General features: G+C 36.9%; 15 protein-coding genes. 6 read left to right on the top strand and 9 right to left on the bottom strand.

Going from position 1 to position 19,787, the window contains the following annotated elements; all coding sequences use genetic code 11:
- Positions 1–60: 60 nt before the first annotated feature.
- Both H4J70_RS19995 and H4J70_RS19990 read left to right on the top strand, forming a co-directional pair.
- On the top strand, positions 61–249 hold the full coding sequence (locus H4J70_RS19995) for a hypothetical protein (protein ID WP_182251774.1): 189 nt from the start codon (positions 61–63) through the stop codon (positions 247–249).
- A 184-nt stretch (positions 250–433) separates the two neighbouring features.
- Positions 434–1,126 (top strand): DUF2982 domain-containing protein, encoded by a 693-nt coding sequence (locus tag H4J70_RS19990; protein WP_182251773.1) that lies wholly within the window; start codon positions 434–436, stop codon positions 1,124–1,126.
- Here H4J70_RS19990 and H4J70_RS19985 read toward each other — a convergent pair.
- Genes H4J70_RS19985 through H4J70_RS19975 form a run of 3 tightly spaced genes read right to left on the bottom strand, consistent with a single transcriptional unit; the run spans position 1,123 to position 5,174 of the window.
- Positions 1,123–3,198 carry a DUF3488 and transglutaminase-like domain-containing protein gene (locus H4J70_RS19985; RefSeq protein ID WP_182251772.1) on the bottom strand — a complete coding sequence of 692 codons (2,076 nt, stop codon included), beginning with the start codon at positions 3,196–3,198 and terminating at the stop codon, positions 1,123–1,125. The genes H4J70_RS19990 and H4J70_RS19985 overlap by 4 nt on opposite strands.
- Entirely contained in the window at positions 3,195–4,232 is a 1,038-nt protein-coding gene (locus H4J70_RS19980) for a DUF58 domain-containing protein (protein ID WP_182251771.1), read from the bottom strand. The genes H4J70_RS19985 and H4J70_RS19980 overlap by 4 nt, the downstream gene beginning before the upstream one ends.
- A 9-nt stretch (positions 4,233–4,241) precedes the next feature.
- Positions 4,242–5,174, bottom strand: a complete 933-nt coding sequence (locus H4J70_RS19975) for a MoxR family ATPase (RefSeq protein ID WP_182251770.1) — start codon at positions 5,172–5,174, stop codon at positions 4,242–4,244.
- A gap of 361 nt (positions 5,175–5,535) precedes the next feature.
- Here H4J70_RS19975 and H4J70_RS19970 point away from each other — a divergent pair, with 361 nt between their 5' ends.
- Positions 5,536–7,233 (top strand): proline--tRNA ligase, encoded by a 1,698-nt coding sequence (locus H4J70_RS19970; protein ID WP_182217038.1) that lies wholly within the window; start codon positions 5,536–5,538, stop codon positions 7,231–7,233.
- A gap of 179 nt (positions 7,234–7,412) precedes the next feature.
- Here H4J70_RS19970 and H4J70_RS19965 read toward each other — a convergent pair whose 3' ends face one another.
- Complete coding sequence (locus H4J70_RS19965) at positions 7,413–8,735, bottom strand: hypothetical protein (RefSeq protein WP_182217040.1); 1,323 nt, start codon at positions 8,733–8,735, stop codon at positions 7,413–7,415.
- A gap of 100 nt (positions 8,736–8,835) precedes the next feature.
- Entirely contained in the window at positions 8,836–9,426 is a 591-nt protein-coding gene (locus H4J70_RS19960) for a hypothetical protein (protein ID WP_182217041.1), read from the bottom strand.
- Between the two features lie 169 nt (positions 9,427–9,595).
- Here H4J70_RS19960 and H4J70_RS19955 point away from each other — a divergent pair, with 169 nt between their 5' ends.
- Both H4J70_RS19955 and yfbR read left to right on the top strand, forming a co-directional pair.
- A complete protein-coding gene (locus H4J70_RS19955) occupies positions 9,596–10,810 on the top strand; it encodes a pyridoxal phosphate-dependent aminotransferase (protein WP_070373985.1) in 1,215 nt (404 codons plus the stop codon).
- Positions 10,811–10,833: 23 nt separating this feature from the next.
- On the top strand, positions 10,834–11,427 hold the full coding sequence (gene yfbR / locus H4J70_RS19950) for a 5'-deoxynucleotidase (protein WP_070373986.1): 594 nt from the start codon (positions 10,834–10,836) through the stop codon (positions 11,425–11,427).
- A gap of 88 nt (positions 11,428–11,515) precedes the next feature.
- On the opposite strand, the gene H4J70_RS19945 is transcribed toward yfbR, so the two are convergent.
- On the bottom strand, positions 11,516–13,066 hold the full coding sequence (locus H4J70_RS19945) for an HD domain-containing phosphohydrolase (RefSeq protein ID WP_182217043.1): 1,551 nt from the start codon (positions 13,064–13,066) through the stop codon (positions 11,516–11,518).
- A gap of 402 nt (positions 13,067–13,468) precedes the next feature.
- On the opposite strand from H4J70_RS19945, the gene H4J70_RS19940 reads away from it, so the two are divergent.
- Complete coding sequence (locus H4J70_RS19940) at positions 13,469–15,430, top strand: methyl-accepting chemotaxis protein (RefSeq protein WP_182222871.1); 1,962 nt, start codon at positions 13,469–13,471, stop codon at positions 15,428–15,430.
- 713 nt (positions 15,431–16,143) lie between these two features.
- Here H4J70_RS19940 and H4J70_RS19935 read toward each other — a convergent pair.
- The 3 genes from H4J70_RS19935 to H4J70_RS19925 form a co-directional block, all read right to left on the bottom strand.
- Positions 16,144–16,920, bottom strand: a complete 777-nt coding sequence (locus H4J70_RS19935) for a tetratricopeptide repeat protein (RefSeq protein WP_182251769.1) — start codon at positions 16,918–16,920, stop codon at positions 16,144–16,146.
- 411 nt (positions 16,921–17,331) lie between these two features.
- Positions 17,332–18,084: a hypothetical protein gene (locus H4J70_RS19930; RefSeq protein ID WP_182251768.1), complete on the bottom strand. Its 753-nt coding sequence runs from the start codon at positions 18,082–18,084 to the stop codon at positions 17,332–17,334.
- A 122-nt stretch (positions 18,085–18,206) separates the two neighbouring features.
- The gene (locus tag H4J70_RS19925) at positions 18,207–19,472 is read right to left on the bottom strand and encodes an AraC family transcriptional regulator (protein WP_182251767.1); all 1,266 of its coding nucleotides are present in this window, start codon (positions 19,470–19,472) and stop codon (positions 18,207–18,209) included.
- Between the last annotated feature and the right edge of the window lie 315 nt (positions 19,473–19,787).

Genomic DNA, 19,787 nt, shown 5'->3' with positions numbered 1-19,787 from the left:
GTCAACATTAAACATTAAACATTAAACATTAAACATTAAACATTAAAAAAAGGATTAACCATGAAATTTATAACGCTACTTGTCAGTTTTATTTATCTCTTTTCGGCGCAAGCATTCGCCCATGATGATCACGGTTTGGGTGACGGCTCTTTTCATGCATTTTATCATGCTATTTTTTGGACTATATTTGTCCTAGTTGTCTATAAAGCTGCGGTATGGTTTAACCATAAGCGCTCACAAAAAAACTAATCTCCTTTAAGTATGAATAGGACACCACAGATAAGTACAGTTATTTGTGGTGATAATATGATGCACTCAAGCAGACATAAACATATATTAATGAACATTGAAGACAGTAGATTTAAAAATACGCTGTTAAACGCACAAATAATTAGGCATATTTGCATTATCAATAAAAAATAATGATGGTTAAATGACAGGTAAAGCTGTGCAACATCCAAGCATAATAATTAAACCCATCGCTAAACATAACGGCATCTCTCTTGTTATTTTTGGCGTGTTACTTTTACTTACTACGCTTTTATTCGCTCAACATTATTGGCAATCATATAGATTCGCCTACATTTTTATGATCCTTCTCTGTCTAGTTATTACTTTGGTAGGTGCAGTTAAACTTTTTGAACCTGCCATTAGCCTCTATTTGACGCCTGATAAAATAACCTTTAATCACCGTTATGGTCACTGGCAATTAGCATGGCAAGATATACAAAATATTAATATTGTTGCTGAAGTTGTTGGTATAGAACGTGAAACATTACCTTATATCGGTATACGATTGGTTCATATCGATAATATTGCTAAAAACATTTCCGTTAGATTAGCGAATAGGTTAATCCATCAACAACAAGGATTAATTATTTATGGGGTATTGCATCAGCTAATGACAATGGAACAAGCTCAAATGAATTTTGAGCCCTTTATTCTATCAAACGGAGAGCCTGTAAAAGGACCCATTGCCGCATTTCTCCATCAAAGTGAACGATTATCTTCTGCTTTTGGTTACCATTTATTCTTACCTGCTGACAGTTTTGACCGCGGCATTAACGAGTTCAGCCAACTACTAAAACAATGTAAAATGGCAAGTTCAACTTATCAAGTAAATTAATGGCTGCCCGTTGACGTTTTTTTAAGCTGCTTTAATTGTTTTTTTAATTGTCTTTGGTAGCGATTCATTTCGATTAAGCACTGCTCTTTTTCCTGGGGGGATAATGCTTGATACATGAGTGCCTCAAAGCATTGGGTATAGCCAATGAAGTTTTTCGATAACATAGGAAATCGTTCAATAACTAGCCTTGAAAATTGACTCGCGGGCATAGTGTCAGGCTTTATTAAGCCTTTAGCTTTTAATCGCGTTATTATTTGCTGATACTGATCTAACCATTTTACCGGCGGTTTATCTTTACCCCTCTTTAAATTAACTAACCACAACACAGCCATCATTAACATTAATGACCCACCAACAACTGCCGCTATTTTCCAAGCCCGAAGATCACCAAACCATTGTTTAAGTAAATCATATTGTTTTTTTGATGAATAACCTAAAACCAATCTTGTCCATTGATAATCTAGCGCATCAAGCTGTAAGCGCAGACTATTGATCCAAGCGAGGTGTTTGTATCGATGTAAATTTAGCAAGTCGTTATTGAACAAGGCATCTTGCTGTAACATTTGTGAAAGCCCACTCTCTACTCGTTCTGGGTTAACCGCCGCCGTGGGATCTACCCTTACCCAACCTTGGCTATTAACCCAAATTTCAGCCCATGCATGGGCATCATATTGGTAGATGCTAAGATGACCACTTTGTTTATTATACTCGCCACCTAAATAGCCAGTGACCAAGCGAGCAGGAACACCAGACGCTCTCATCATAAAAGTAAAGACACTGGCATAATGAACACAAAAGCCTTTTTTAGTTTGATAGAAAAACTGGTCTAATTCATGCCCTAATTTAGCCCCATTTAATAAAGGCGGCGTTAACGTGTAATAGAAGTCTTGTTCTCTAATCATATCCAAAATAGCTTGTGCACGTTCAATTTCATCTGGGTAGTTTAACTTAAGTTGTTGGCCTTGCGCTTTCAGCTTAGGGTTACTGTCGGTGGGCAGTTGTAAACTTGTTAGCCATTGGTAGTCACTTAACGGCGCATCAAGCAACGATTGAGTATAGCTACTGATTTGATAACTAGTTGTTTGACTAACAGGCTTACTATTTATAATGGTGTAATTGGGTAATGGCTTAATGGTCACTTGATTATTAGTCAAACTTTTAGGGTCAACCACGGCTAAAGAAAAAAGCCAACGTTGATAACTCGGCTCAACCATGACTTGATAACGGGTTTGCGCTCCGCTTAATGTCGCACGGCTAAGGCTAAGTGAACTTGCCTGCTTCTCAATATTTGCCCAACTATTTTTGCTCTGTTGCCATGTCCGCCCATCAAAAATATCCATAACCATTGCTCGCCAATACAATTGGTTGTATTGCGGGATATCGGTAAAAAACTTCACTCGAAAGGCCAATGCTGAAGATCTGGCTAAATTGGCTATATCTCCCGGTGTAACACTTTCTGCTAAACCTGTTTGGGCAGACTTTGCTGATGGTACTTGCCAAAAAGGCGCAACTCGAGGAAAAACGATAAATAAAACCACAGCAAGCGGAATACTCTTCAACACGGTTATTGCACTTTGAGAAAGATTATTTTTAATGTTCAGTGACGCTGAAAAATAGGCTAACAGCAGGCTTAAATTTAACACCAGTAAGCAAAAGACGAAAAGCGACAAAAATAAGGATTGAGAAAAAATAAGCACCGATGCCAGTATAAAAACACCCAGTAGGACAATTTGATAAAAATCTTTGCGGCTAGTTAACTCTAAACTTTTTAAAGCATAAGCAAAGCAAAGCAAATGTAGCATGCTTAATAAGACCCCTAATTCTCGACCACTTAGTGCTATAGCAATAGAACCAGAGCAAGCCAGCAATAAGATAATCAGCCGCTGTGGTTTTATTGCTGGCTTGATAAGCGTTAAGCCACGCCAGCATAAACAAACAGCAATAATGAACAACATCCAGAGCGTTAATTCACTAACAAGTAAGGCTAAATTAAGACACTGACAAACAAGCAACACCCAGGCATGTTGAGGTAATAAGCTAAATTTTTTACCTGTTACTGTATTATTTATCATCGTGGCGACTTAGGATAAATGGCTAGCGCCATTAAACATTCTTTAAAATGAAATTCACCTTGGCTAGGCTGTATTTTTTCTACTACTAAATCCAAACCAAATACTTGCTCGCTGCGGTGGTATTCACTGACTAGAAAACACAAGTACGCAAGTTGCTTCTCTAGTCCGTGATTGGGCATATCGTTAAGCTTTAACCAACACCTTGTTCCTTGTTGTTGGTGATAATGCTTAGTTAACCGACCTTGACCGCGCGCGAATTGTTTCCATGCAAGACGAGAAAGTGGCTCTCCCGGAAGATAAGCTTTAAGTTCAAAAAAATCATCGACACCCGGTTTACTGCTTTGTGAAAATACATTTTCTTGCTCTGCATCGCCAAAATCACTTTGTCGATAACTTAAAGACATGGCTTGAGGATAAACAATACATTGCTGGTCAAAATCGATTCTTGTCCAGGTGATAAATAAACCTAACGAATATTCACTCGACACTTTCAACCGACCCGGAGTATATACTCCTCGGTTTGGGTAGGAGCAGCAAACATAAACAGTTTGTTCGCCTGGTTCACTTTGAGGGAGATGAAGAACAGCTTGGTCATCAAAGCAAAAGTTAATCGCAAGACGTTTATTAGCTGAAGATATCTTAATAGGAAAGTGTATATTTTGATTTGCATACCCTAGGGCAGTTTTATCTGCAGATATTGCCAAACCCGATAAGTTAAAAAAACTGTGCATCATAGTGGTAATGAACACACTCGCCATTAAGTAACTTAATAACATGATGACATTATTTTGATAGTTGGTTGCTAAAAGGAATAACAACACCACAAAAAAGAGATAAACAACACCAAACCGGCTTGGCATAATAAAAATATTATGATTTGATAATTTATGCTTTTTTGCAGGCGGTATCCGACGCTTTAGCCAACGATTAAATTGCTTATTAGCAAAGCGACTAAGATAATTTTTTATCGGTATTGCCAGTTTTTTCACTGTTGTCTCTATTATTGAGTTAACGCTATTTATAGTTAACGTCATTGATATACATTATGAATTCAGTGGGTTTAAAACATTAACTTGTGCAATAACCTGCGCTGAAATTTTCTCTTGTTGCTCACCAAAGCCAAGCGTGGTCAACTCAAGTCTGTGTTGACATACCGAACTAAAGACGGTTTGAATATCTTCGGGGATGACATAGGTCCTCTCATCGATAAAGGCCCATGCTTTCGCTGCAGCCACCAGTGCTTGTCCAGCTCTTGGTGATAAAGGTCTACCAGCAAACCCTTGTTGACGACTGACATGATTTAAGGCGATAACATAGTCAATAATATTATCTGATACCGTCACTTGTGATACAGCAGCTTGCATGGCGATAAGTTTGTCGGTATCAACACAAGGTAATAGCTTTTTATAGCTCGCGTGGCTACTTTCACTCTGTAAAATTTGTTTTTCTGCCGCTATATCAGGAAATCCCAGAGATATACGCATCATAAATCGATCGAGTTGTGACTCAGGTAAAGGGTATGTGCCCGCATGTATTAAAGGATTTTGTGTGGCGATAACAAAAAAGGGTTGTGGCAGTGGGTAGGTTGTCCCATCAATACTAACCTGATGCTCTTCCATTGCTTCAAGTAAAGCGCTTTGTGTTTTAGGACTTGCTCTGTTGATTTCGTCACTTAACACCACCTGATTAAAAATTGGTCCTCGATGGAGCTCAAACTTTTTAGTGTCAGGATTAAATATTGAGATACCAATAACATCCGCCGGTAACAAGTCACTGGTAAACTGCGTTCGTTGATAACTAAGTCCAAGCGTTTGTGCTAACACCTGCGCTAACGTGGTTTTCCCCATGCCTGGTAAATCTTCTATCAAAAGATGACCTTTTGCTAATAGACACGCCAGAGCTAGACGTATTTCGTTAGGCTTACCTAAAACAACCGAGCCGACCTGAGCTAAAATTGCCGTAACTAAAACTTGCATAAAGTGATCACCACGCCATTTAAAAGAGTTGTTGTCATTAAATATACCTGCCGATAAAGTAACAGAACTGCCAAAATAATATCAACAATTACTTAAGATAAACACCCGCAATTAATACCAAAGGGCGATCATTTTACCTAGCCTTGATACGAAGATGAGCTCAAGTAATTAAAATGTACACTGGCACTTAATGGTTAGACTTTATTTTATTTAATTAAATAACCCGTGCAGATAGCTAAAATTGACTCTTTAATGCGTTAAACTTTATTCATCTGAGTTTATATTTTCCTTTTGCCCATCGCCCCGCCCTGCTAGAATAACCGACAATTATATACTTGATATTTTACGGAACCTTTAGTCAATGCGTACTACTCAATACCTACTTTCTACCTTGAAAGAAACGCCAGCCAGCGCCGAAGTGATCAGTCACCAATTAATGTTACGTGCCGGACTTGTTCGAAATGTTGCTTCTGGTTTATATACTTGGTTACCCACAGGTCTCAAAGTATTAAGAAAAGTTGAAAATATTGTTCGTGAAGAAATGGAACGAGCAGGCGCTATTGAAGTATTAATGCCTATGGTTCAACCTGCTGATTTATGGGAAGAGTCTGGACGTTTAAATGATTATGGCCCTGAGCTACTGCGCATAAATGACCGTCATGACCGCGCCTTCGTTTTAGGTCCAACGCACGAAGAAGTCATTACAAAATTAGTCGCTAATGAAATAAATAGTTATAAACAATTACCGCTGAATATATTTCAAATTCAAACAAAATTTCGCGATGAAATACGCCCTCGATTTGGTGTGATGCGTGGTCGTGAATTTTTAATGAAAGACGCCTACTCTTTCCATTTAGGCGAAGAATGTTTAAAGAAAACTTACCAAATTATGTTTGACGCCTATTGCCGTATTTTCGACCGTTTAGGTTTGGATTACCGCCCAGTCATTGCTGACACAGGTTCTATTGGTGGTGAAGCTTCACATGAATTTCATGTTTTAGCTGATTCTGGCGAAGACGATATTGCCTTTAGTGACGGTAGCGATTTTGCAGCAAACGTTGAGAAAGCTGAAGCTATTGCGCCGCTAGGCGAACGAGCAGAGCCAACTCAGGAATTGACTAAGGTAGAATTAAAGCTTGAACGTTTAATCAAAACCTCAAACATAGATTTAAAAACTACGGTTAAAACACTATTAGTGCTTGGCTCTAGTGCTAAAGGTGAGCCAGAAAAATTCATTGCTCTAGTGCTTCGTGGCGATCATCAACTAAATGAAGTTAAAGTTGAAAATTTATCTGTTATCGCTTCACCTTTAACATTTGCAACTGATGAACAAATATCTGCAATTGCTAACTGCCATATCACCTCATTAGGCCCTAGAGGCTTACCTGTTGACGTTATTGTAGACCGCAGTGCTGCTCATCTAAGCGACTTTGTCTGTGGTGCCAACGTAAACGGTCAATCTTATACTGGGGTTAACTGGAAACGTGATTGTGATGAAATCAACATTCAAGATATCCGTAACATCGTCGAAGGCGATCCTAGCCCTTGTGGTCTTGGTAATATTGTCATTAAGCGCGGTATTGAAGTGGGCCATATTTTCCAGTTAGGCGAAAAATACGCACAAGCAATGAATTGTGGCGTATTAACAGAAAATGGTAAAAATCAAACGTTAACTATGGGCTGTTATGGCATAGGCGTTTCACGTATTGTTGCTGCGGCTATTGAACAAAATCATGATGAAAATGGCATAAAATGGCCAGCAGCTATTGCACCATTTCAAGTAGCGATTGTTCCAATGAATATGGCAAAGTCTGCTCGTGTTAAAGAAACCGCAGAAGCTTTATACACACAATTACAGCAAGCTGGCATTGAAGTTATCTTCGATGACCGTAAAGAACGTCCGGGTGTGATGTTTGCCGACCATGAATTAATTGGTACGCCAATATTATTAATTGTTGGTGAACGTAATCTTGATGAACAGAACGTTGAAGTGAAAAACCGTATTAGTGGTGAAAAATCGTTAATGGCAATCAGTGATGTCATGTCTTTATTTAGCTAAACATCACATTGATTAACGGTGAGATGCAAGGATTCAGTAATAATGACTTGATAGTTGATGGTATTTGAGAAAAACCATCTTCGGCTCTGGCATCCAGGCAGTTGTGAATATAACCCCTCATATTGAACATAAAAACGCGACCTTAAGGTCGCGTTTTTTATTGCTGGCTAGCGCTTTAGTTAGTCTTGATAAACAGGAATTTTACGTAAACGCTCATCAATGCTTTGCAGCATGCTACGATAAACTAACGAATCAATATCACGATAATATTGTTCGAATTTTTGTTGGGATATACCTTCGGGTAAACCCGTCAATTCAGGTAAAATCAAGCTTTCATTAATGATATCAGCCAAGTGTTCTTGCACTTTTAAGGCGCTTTCATCCGAGGTTGTCGCCAGCATTGCCAGGCGAGTTCCAGCCCGATCGGCCATCAAGTCGGCAAAACTAAAACCACTACCACCACTGTTTGAGTCTAAAAATTCTTTTAGCTCGCCAATGGCATTACTTGCGGTACTGGTGCCAAATAGCTGCAAAGCAACGGAGTAAATAAAATGCTTTTGAATATCCACTCTTTCGCGTAACGTAACCCTTGCTCGGCGTATTGTTCGCTGTTGTATTTGCTCCGCTGACAGCTTAGAAATATCCCCGACTAAGAGCTCAAACTTATCGGTACCAAAATAAAGCACTAAGGCCATTAAAGCCGCTCGATTCTCTTTTGCCGGTGAATCAGTTATTGCGGCTAAATTACGTTGTTTTACTAAACCAAAAGTAAAACCAACATATTGAGCAAACGAAAGCTTAAGCGTTTTTGACTGCTCAATCGTGTCAACAAGGCTTTGATAATAAAACCGTATCACCTCAACATCACCATATAACGCAAGTTGGTCACGTAAAGCAAAAAGACTATTTTTATTGCTTAATGGCTCATTTTTTAAATCATCTGAAAGCACAATATCTACAGAAATTTTCTCTGCACTAATATCAACGCTTTTGATCATGCTTAATAGCGTGCTACCAAATTCTTCTTTTACATATAGGTTAGTAAACCATTCAGCCAATTTAAGCAATCCATTACCCGGGAGCGCAACATTACCAATATAAACAGTGCCCAAATCAAGACCTTCCTTTGAAGAAACAAGCATCATCTCCACATTAAGGTATTTTATAAACTTGGGTAAAGGCAAGGCTATAGAAAAGTTAATTAAAGCACTGTCTTTAAATAAAACCACATCAGAGCTTAGTTGTGGAATGGCACGGTGACCAAAAGCACTGAGTCCATGAAGTTCAGCCTGAGTAGCTTGCAATTTAATCGGTTGCTGATCACTCTTTAAAGACTGAATTAAACGCTGAGCAATACGTTTATTTTCTGTCGCCGAATTAGCATCAATTTGATGTATTCTTTGCAACTGCGGCGTTGACTGTAAAGCCATAAAAATGACAATGATAGCAAAGCAAAACAGTGAAACGAACAAGAGTAAAATTCTTTTTAACCAAAGTTTCAAAAGTAAACCTTCATTGTACACAATATTATTGAGCTATATTCTGATTGCCTTACCGATAAAAGTATAGTGATAAATACTACTAATTTATCTAGTTAGCTGATCAGCAATCACAAATATCCCAATAAATTTTCCGATCGTATAATTTCGCTAAGCGAATATTAAGCGCCTTAAACGTTGTTAAATTCTTATCATGGGGTTTAAAACATTGCCAAATAAATTGGTGACAGTTATTTTCTATCATATGATAATCTCGGTATTGAAAAATTTGTTGCTGAGCACGTTGCGCGGCAAGTTCACTAGCAAAAGGTTTTGCTGTTGAATCACAAGCAATAAAAATATGTTTTCCTGAGCGCTCTTTAGTAAAGCGTTGCACCGAAATAGCTTTAATTAAACCATTACCATCGAGTTCAACAATTGTATTGTCACCAACCCAAATACCGGTGTGATCAAGTATACCGCCAACGCCACAACAAACAATTGCGCCAATTTCTGGTTTCACTTTTTCCGTGGTAGTAAACAAATCGGTTGGATACTGGACAACCGGAGATTCATGTTCATTAAACCGACCGAGACATTGTACATCACGATAATAAAAGCGTTTTCTTTGCTGTTTCTTGCGGTCATCGGCTAACTCTTTTACCGCGAATGCAGATATTGCAGCAGCCCCTAACCATAATAAAGGTAATGGCATTATTGACCTCCGTGCTTAAATTTCACTCAATTAATAACAAGATGACGCTTTTATTTCATTAATGCTATAAGAAACTTGCAAGTAACTGTTTCAAAGCGGTTGATTATTAGTAACAATGAGGGATACATAATCAACCACAATATGAAAAATATTCTATGAGACGCCGCTAATGAAAAACATCAAAAAATCATCAAAATTGAATAATGTTTGTTATGAAATTAGAGGACAGATCGCCGCCGAAGCCCGAAAGTTAGAAGATGAAGGTCATAAAATATTAAAGCTTAATATCGGTAACCCTGCCCCGTTTGGTTTTGCTGCCCCCGATGATATTTTAAAAGATGTTATTCGCAACCTACCGACAGCTCAAGGGTATTGCGAATCTAAAGGTATTTATTCAGCACGTGTTGCCGTGATGCAGTATTTTCAGCAACAAGGTATATTAGATGTTAGCGTTGAAGATATTTTTATCGGTAATGGTGTCAGTGAATTAATTGTGATGGCGATGCAAGCGTTATTAAATAATGACGATGAAGTCTTGATACCCGCACCCGATTACCCCTTGTGGACAGCATCTGTAGCGCTATCGGGTGGCAAAGCTATTCATTATCGCTGTGACGAAGAAAACCAATGGTTTCCTGACCTAGTAGATATGGCGAACAAGATCACCGATAAAACCAAAGCTATTGTGCTAATTAACCCCAATAACCCAACGGGCGCTGTTTACAGTGAAGCGCTGTTAAAGGGCATTATTGAACTAGCACGTAAGCACGACTTAATTATTTTCAGTGACGAAATTTATGACAAAATTTTGTATGACGAAGCTACACATATACCTACCGCGAGTTTGGCACAAGATGTTTTAATTATTACTATGGGCGGTTTATCAAAAAATTACCGTATCGCTGGCTTTCGCGCTGGGTGGATGGTAATTAGTGGTCCTAAATTTCATGCGGAAGATTACTTAGAAGGCTTGAATATTCTTGCTTCAATGCGCTTATGTGCCAACGTGCCTTGTCAACATGCTATTCAAACAGCATTAGGTGGCTATCAAAGTATTAATGAATTGATAAAGGATGATGGCCGTTTAATCAAGCAGCGAAATCTAGCGCATAAAATGATCAACGAAATTGATGGTTTATCTTGTAACCCTGCGATGGGGGCCTTGTATTTGTTTGTTAAAGTTGACCAAGAAAAATTTAACATTCTTGATGATGAGAAAATGATTTTAGATTTACTCAGACAAGAAAAAATTCTTTTGGTTCATGGCGGTGCGTTTAACATTCAGGAGAAAAATTATTTTCGTTTAGTTTTTCTACCCCATGTTGACGAATTAGTGCCGGCAATGGCCAAACTTAAGAATTTTTTCAGTACCTATAGCCAATAACTACTTATATTAAGGAAATAACCATGCAGAGTACTTTTTTAGCTTGGATGTTCAGAATGCCGTTAATCAAACGTTGGGCGCTAATGTTTTGTGTGAAGCCAGAAAACGTTGCCGAGCACTCCCATCAAGTTGCGATTGTCGCTCACTTGCTAGCGGTCATTAAAAATAAGAAATTTGGCGGTAACATCAATGCTGACCGTGTCGCCACTATCGCTTTATATCATGAGGCAAGTGAAACTCGCTATGGCGATATTGTTAGCCCAACTAAATATGCTAATAAAGAAATTGCAAGAGAATTCAAGAAGATAGAGTACCTAGCAGAAAAAGAATGTTTAGCGTCTTTACCTGAAGAGTTTCAGGAACTTTTTTCGGATATTATTGTTCAAGATAACGTTGAAGTCCATTATAAAGCGATAGTAAAAGCGGCGGACATTTTAGTCGCTTATATCAAGGCACTCGATGAGCTCAATCACCACAACCCTGAGTTTTTACACGTTAAAGAGCGATTAGAAATAAAACTAGACGGGTTAAAAAAAGAAATGCCTGAAGTTGAATATTTTATGGATATATTCCTTGAAGCTTGTTCAGCCACGGTCGATAAGATAAGCCAAAATTAAGTTCATGTTAACCTGAAAGTAGAACATTAATAAAAATGTTCTACTCTTTACCTAATTGACAAGAATAACCTCGGTTGCTTATACAGTTTTATAATGGAAATTCACCTGGATTTAACACTCTAATTTGGCAAAACTCATCATAGTTTTCTATAAACACATCAATCATTTTTTCTTCAAACTTTTTGCCGCTTTGTTCAATTAAGAAAGCTTTTATCTCGGTATCAGACCATTTCTCTTTATAACAACTCTCAGAGCCCAAGGTATCAAAAACGTCTGCAATAGCCATAATACGTGCTTCAAGCGGAATTTCTTCACCACTTAAGCCATCGGGGTAACCACTGCCATCCCAATTTTCATGATGGTAATGTGCTAACCTTGCACCTAGCTTTGAAACACTCGTTTTAGATTTTGACAACAATTGAAACCCTGCGTCGGCATGAGTTTTCATAATTTCCCATTCGTTGTTATCAAGCTTGCCCGGTTTATGGAGTAAATTAACGGGAATAACCACCTTGCCAATATCGTGTAGTGGTGCAGCTAAGCGAATAGCATTAACAAAGGCATCACTTAGTTGTAATTTTTTCGCTAACAGTTCACAAATAAGTGCAACTCGATGAACGTGAGCCCCAGTATCTTTACTACGCGTTTCAATGGCTTCTCCAACGATATAGAGCAGTTCTTTCTGAGTTTTCTCTAGCTCATGTTGTTTGGATAAACTATCAAGGATAAGGGCAACATTAGTGGCAAACAACTCGGCTAAACTGGCTTTAAAATGCTCTGCGTCATCTTCGAATTCAATATAAAGTACTGAGACTGAATTGCCTGATGTTTCATAATATCCAACAAATATTTCATCGGTGAAATAATGCTTTTTATTTTCGAACGCTTTCTGGATTAAATGTTTAACATCACTAGAAATATCTGACGCTTCAAGACTATCTGACTCACTCACATACTTACCGGTACAGGCAATAATCAGATTTGAGCTAGTTTCATCATATTCTAATTGGCTTCGGGCAATATAAAGCGCAGAGCTGTCAACATCCATTAAAGTCAATAAGTGTTCTAAAGCAGCAGAGCCAAAAGGCTTGAATTGATTAATTTTCAAAAGATCATGAGTGGCTTTTATTAACTGTTTAAAAGCATCTAAACTACGCTGTATCGTCATTATGTCACGATAAGCGCGAATACTTGCGTAGACAGTTGTAGTCATTTTACCGGCAGTAAAATCAGTTTTTTCTTTATAGTCATTAATATCAAATTCTTTAATCACTTTAGCTTCAGGAGCTGATCCTGCCTGACCCGTTCTTAGAATAAGACGTATTGCTTGGTTTTTTAAGGTATTACGGATCCATTCAACAAGCTCCAAACCTGCATGATCAGTTTCCATAACAACATCAACAAAGGCCATGCAAAAGGTATCATCTTTTAATAATATCTCACGAGCTTCAATAGAAGAATAAGCCGAAACAATTTCCAAGCTTCTGTGTTCAATAGTAGCATCCGCTAAAACCAGTCGAGTGACTTGATGCACAGATTCATCATCATCAATGACAAGTATCCGCCAGACCTTGTGCTTCTTTGGTTTTGACGTTAAGGACTCGCCTGCAGATTCTTCTTTAAAGAGAAAGTTTGACATTATTAATTCGTATTATTGTTATAGTTAACCCTAAGTGTAATAAATATATAGAATATTTCCTGCTATTTATGTAAATAATTGGTAAATATAATAAATAAATCCTTAAAATAATGGGCAATATAATCCAAAACACCTATAGACAAAGCAAAGTGGCTATTCTTCACTGATAAACTTTTACTAATAAAACACAACGAATAGTCATAGATGGCGAGAGAATTTTCCGTGAAGTTTGTTGAGGCTTTTTTGAAAATTTTTGGATTTTTAAAATACTGAAATGGGCAAGTAAGATCGGTCACAGTTTTGTCGTTTAGCCAGTACTTTCGCTCTGACTCATTTGGGCTTGGTCTCAGTATGATTCTCAGTTATATTATGGCTACATTTACGATTATTTAATGAATTTTTATGAATATTCGCTCTAAACTAACGTTGAGCTTTGCTGCTACGGTTATTTTACCAATTATTGCCATTGCAATTGTCAGTATATCAATGACGATTTCTATATCTTCAACAAGCTTTGTGGAACGCACTCAGGATGAATTAAGGCAAGTAGACAACGGCTTTCAGCTGTTCTTCCAACAAATCAAAGCTAACGTAAAATTTTTAGCTCAAAATAAATTGACAACCCAACTTCCTGATAATACTCATACTTATATTGACTCTGATCATATGATGGAGCCAAAAAATGATTCTGTCGAAGAATTAAATTTATATAAGCTATATGAAGATTTTGGTTCATCACACCCTGATTTACTATACGTATACACAGGCACCAAAGAAGGTGGCTTTGTTCAATATCCATTAGAAGTGCTTGGAGGTTATGATCCAAGACAACGTCCTTGGTACAAACAGGCGCTAGCCTCTCCAAACGCTCCAATTATTACTGAAGCATATCAAGATGTCATAGGAAAACCTGTAGTAACTTCTGCATTAGTGGTTAAAAATAAGCAAGGCGACATCATAGGTGTACAAGGTCTAGATGTTACCCTTTCAACATTAACGGATATATTAAGTAATACAAAACTAGGTGAAAGCGGCTATCTCATTCTTATTGATGAGTCAGGAACCGTATTAGCTGATGCCAAAACACCCGAGAATAACTTCAAAAATATTAAAGATCTTTCATCATCATCATTATTTTCCATATTACAAAAAAGTCCAAATCAAGATCATTTTTCTACCGAGCATTTAGGTGAAGATGTTGACGTTGCCAGTTATTATTCAAAAGAACTAAAGTGGCGTTTTGTTGGCGTCATCCATAGCGATGAAATTTTAGCGCCTGCATATAATATGAGTCAGACCATTACCGTGATTGCCTTTATCATGGTTACATTATTTATTGCCATAGGATTTTGGTTAGCCAATCGAATTGTTCAACCTATTAACCGTGTGGCTGAAGGTTTGCGTGATATTGCACAAGGTGATGGAAATTTAACTAAGCGACTAGAGATTATTGGTCAAGATGAAGTCAGTGAATTGGCTCAATGGTTTAATCAATTCTTAGACTCGATTCATCAGCTTGTTGTTGATATTAAAACCTGTGCATCAACATTAAATGTGGTGGCTAATCAATCGGGTATACAAATCGCTGATGTAAAAGCAGTAAGCCATAAACAAGAACAATCAATAGATAATGTGAATAACCTTATCGCAACGATGACAGATATAGCACATCAAACATCAAACGACTGCCAAGAAAGTTCAACGACTATTATGAAAACTGAAGAGTACTCCAAAAAGGGTATTTCGTTAATTTCTGTCACGGTAAGTGAAGTGAGTTCGTTAAATCAATCGTTAAGTGAATCATCTCAATCGATGAAGTCACTTGAACTGGAAAGTGAGAATATTACTAAAATATTAGATGTTATCAGAAGCATTGCCGAACAAACCAATCTGTTAGCACTTAATGCGGCTATTGAAGCGGCAAGAGCTGGTGAGCAAGGGCGAGGCTTTGCTGTGGTCGCAGATGAAGTGAGAACATTAGCGCAACGCTCGCGAGGCGCTACCGAAGAAATTGATGCTGTATTAATGAACTTGCTGGATAAAACACGTGTTGTTTCTCAACAAATGGGCGTGAATGTCGAACAATCGAAACAGGCTATCAATAAAATTGAACAAGCGAACCAATCATTTAACGAAATCAGTACTTTGGTTGGACAAATGAAGGTAAATATCTCGCGTATTACTCAAGCCGCAGATCAACAGTGCAGTTCATCGGACTTGATCAATGACGATATTAGTGGCATTAATCAATCGGCAAAAGGTATTGTTAATACTGCTGATACATTAGCCGATGGATCGAATGACTTACTTGTTTTATCTAAAGATTTAACAAATTTAGTCGGTCGCTTTAAAGTCAATAATTAACACCAATATTAGTATTAAGTAACGAAGCACTATATTTTAACTATTTATACGAACCTGTAACAGATTTTGTTACAGGCTCTAGCCAACTTTTTTGCCCTACTTAAACACCTTATTTTTGCTTAGTAAAGATTATAAGTAATGAGCCCCATAGACCAAAAATACTGGTGAGGGCATTTAATAAATATTCCTTAGTAACCTAACACCTTATTAGTATGCATTTCGATTTAAACTGTCGACATATCGAGCTGATTAATTCACACACAAGACTTTATATAATAGGTTTAGTAAGTGACCAGCAAGCTTCTCTGTTTTGAGTGTGTTTCATGAATAAAAGTAACAAGCTATGTGTTATTCGATCCCAAAAATGGCACGTTATGTATATACTCTCAGCAGTAGAAACCCATATAAAACAAATGGTTGATAATTTAATTGAGATAAGCGCGTCTAAATTTCTGTATTACATAAACGTACCAAATTTATCATTCAGTTATTAATTTAGTAGTAAAATCGATTCATTAGAAAATATACAAAAATTTTTCTATGTTAATTTCAGTAAATTGCACCAAGAAGACCTTGGCAGTAGAACATCAAAATGGTCGGTAAATTAATTATCTAAGGCTCACTCATACCACTTTGTTGTCCTTAAGTAGAAACAAAAATCAGCCATTTTAGGACTGCTTAGTGCCATATTAGCGGACGGTAGGATGTCTGAGCTATTTACTATTTTCTTTTGCTATTCTTTTTAGGTAGTTCTTTTTCCTTTCATTTAAACAATTGATAAATTGTTGAGATTTATACCCATTTAGTTTCGCTTTTTCAAGCCATGAATGTGCAAGGTTAAATTCATAATCCCCTCTGTTATCACTCCACCGATGAGCATACATTTTACCTAGCCAGTACATTGCTTCAATATCGCCACTTTCAGACACTTTACTTAAAAAATTCTCTGCTTTAGGTGAAAATGTATCAACCATGAAAAGAAATAATCCATAGTATTTAAATGCTATTAAAGACTTATCTGTAATTGATTTTTCAAACCAATATATAGCTAGTTTCTCATTATCATTTTTTTCTTTTTCATCTGTTACATCTAAAGCTTTAATAGAATAAATCCATCCTACAAAAACTTGTGCATTTCTATGGTCTTTCTTAGCTGCCTCTAGAAGCCACTCCAGAGCAACATCACTATTTTTTTCGAGTAAATCCCCAGTTTGATACATAGAGCCAATAGTAAACTGTGCTTCGGTGTGTCCTGCAGCACCAGCTTTAATCATAAATTTGAATGCTTCAGTAAGATATTCATTTAGAGTCGGTTTATTACTGCTGACAAGATGGAATATGTCATATTGGCTATTAATATCACCATCGAAAGCTTTAGTTTTAAGGTTATTGTATGAAGTGAGTAATTCAGAATTACTTGGTGATTTAATATCTTTGGAGGCTGCGCCCATGCTTAATAGTAAAAAGGTGACGTACAATATAGCTTTCATAATTTCCTAATATTCAAACTTCCTAATATTCAAACTTCCGCTTTTCGCTCTAAGAAGGCATTAATTTTTTCAATTCGTTATGTCAACTAACCGCACTTTGTTGTCTTTACAATATTAATGAATAGTACATTTATTTACAGAACTCAAAGAAATAGATTTGAAAAACTTTATTCTTACATATTAATTTTATTGCTCTGTTACTCTTCTGAGAGTTTGCAAATCAAACAAATTACGCTTTAATCCAAGTAATAATATGATCAAAATCCGCAAAAACTAGCTGATACATTTAAATCTAACTAGCCCCTATACAGACACCAGATTGTGATTCCGGTTGTCGAGGGTTCAAGTCCCTTAAGCTCCCATTATTCTGCTTTATTTTTTAGCTTTAATTAACTAATATTTATATTTATTCTAAGGCAGTAAACCAGCGTCCCAGAACTCCTGTTCTGTTGAGCCAACAGTCATGCCTGAAGTAAATACGAAGTTGATAGCGGCCAGTTCAGAGTCGCTAAATCGCGGAATAACGCCTGTTGAACCACCCGCTGAAGCCATAGTCCCTTCAGGAAAGACTTGCTGATTTACATGACAAAGACCAATACCGTGACCAACTTCATGAACATCGAAAATACCTCTATCAACCGGATAGAAAGACGTTCCATTTTTAATAATATAATCTCCTCCCTTCTGAAAATCCATATCTATGCAACCACCTCCTACTTCCGTACCACAGTATTTTTTCATTCCAGCACGATCAACAAAGTTAAAGGTTATTTGATTTTCTTGTGGGTTAGTAAGGTCACTTTTTTCACTTCGTACGACCATAGTCGTGAAGTAACCCGCAACAGCAGTATTAATCTTATCCATTTCTTCAACAACGAATTGATAGTCATCATCAGTCGTTTCTGTAGGAATTATTACCTCAAGTAGGCTGCCCACAGGAAATGATACCCAACGTCCACGCGAGCCAGGACAGCCAGGGGCATTGCCAGGCGCAGAGTATGGACCAGTGCCAAAAAATAGCGCTTTTATATGATTCGACTGACGCTCATGCGAAACATTATTAGTCAAACCTGTTTCGTCAGACGAGCTTCCACCACAGCCGTATAATAAAGCTAATAAGAAGTAGACCATAACCGATGATAATATTGATTTTTTTATATACACGGGTAATACCTTTAAACGTTGTAAGTAGCCGCTACCCTGCCATAGTTGTTAACATTTTCTGTCTTTCCCGATAACAAAGGACAGATTAATTTGATTTTATATTCACGATTATCCCAATAAAGCTAGGTAGTGCATGTTTTTAATCTGCGCTGTTTTTTATACTGACTGGGAGTTAATTGTGTATGCTTTTTAAAAGCATTATAAAAAGACGAACGAGAATTAAAACCTGCTGCGACCGAAACTTCCAAAACATTCATTTTATGTTCGCGATGCAATAAAGATTGTGCATACTCTACACGTAGATAATTAATGAAATCAAAAAATGTTTTATTGGCGCATTGATTAATAGCTTGCGACAAATGATGTTTAGAAAAACCACTTTGCAGTGCAAGTTGCGAGAGTGATAATTCAGAGTCTAAATACAAATTATCTTGATTAATAAAACGAGTAATTTCATCAAATACTTTGGCTGATAACTCTTCTGTTAAAGAAGAGTTTTGGTATTTCTCATCTCTAATCATAAGCTGCTCTTTCGTCTCTGTAATACTTTCTATTTTTTTCTCATCACTAAGATCAATGATATTTTTACTATCATTGATCTTAGTGATTCTGTTTACGGTAAATATTACAGGCTGTTTTAATCCATAAATACTGATCAAGTAAAAACAAATAACCAGACCATATTCGGCTAATCTCCTCAAACCAATAACAATCGACTCCAGTTCCCCACAAGAAATGCCGATTACACTCTCTGAACAAGGTTCTACATAAATCTCGATGGTTTCACTAAATACCCAAAACAAAAACAACAAAAAAATCGTACTGAATAGCCTCATCAACCAGGTTAGACTTATTTTTTCAACATTTGAAAAATCATCAGCTATATCAGTTCTATATTGAATTAATCGCTGATAAACACAGACTATATATAAGGCTAATATGACTAATTTTAATGGAATGAAAATCATATCAAAAATAGTTAAATACCAAAGTCCAAGTAAAGTTGTAGGCGTATCAGTAAACCAAGCAAGTTTAAATTCAGCACTTTGCCAGTAAAACGGCAGTGATATTACTACTGCTAATATAAAAGGCAAAAAGTGTAAAATGTTCACTTTATAAAATGATGGCGAGGCCAATTTGTTCACGTACAGAAACAGTAATGGTCCAAACAAAAAGGCAATAGGAGCATCTAGTTCGATTAAGTGTGGACTAAGGTTAAGAAATCCAGCAACATCTAACACCATAAATGACAGTCTTAAAGCCAAAACAAAAACAAATAGAGCTAGTAGTAAATTGGCATTGTTTTCTTTGTTGTTCTTGGTTAGCAGCGCAAAAGATAAATAAAATCCATGAGCACTACCTAAAAGCAGTAAAATAAATTCAATCATAAAAAGTCAGATAATGTATACAGAATGTTGCATGATATGAATAAATTGGTGAACGCGCAACTAAGCAGAGACTATCTCGCTAATGAAAGAATTAATTGTTTTTCCTATTTTTTTCTCATTAAATGGAATGAATCTTAACATTTCCCATTAAGCCACCCATAATAACTTGTTTGTTTTTTTAACATTTCCCATTAAGCCACCCATAATAACTTGTTTGTTTTTTCAACAATAAACTACACTTAAATTACCCTCTTATAAGTGTGGTGATTGTTATGCCTAAGCCTCGTTCACAACAAATCAGTTTATCTGATACGC

The organism is Colwellia sp. BRX8-9 (genome assembly GCF_014077245.1).
Classification (GTDB): domain Bacteria; phylum Pseudomonadota; class Gammaproteobacteria; order Enterobacterales; family Alteromonadaceae; genus Colwellia_A.
Note: the sequence above shows the minus strand (reverse complement) of the source record. Positions and strands in the feature narration are given on the sequence as shown.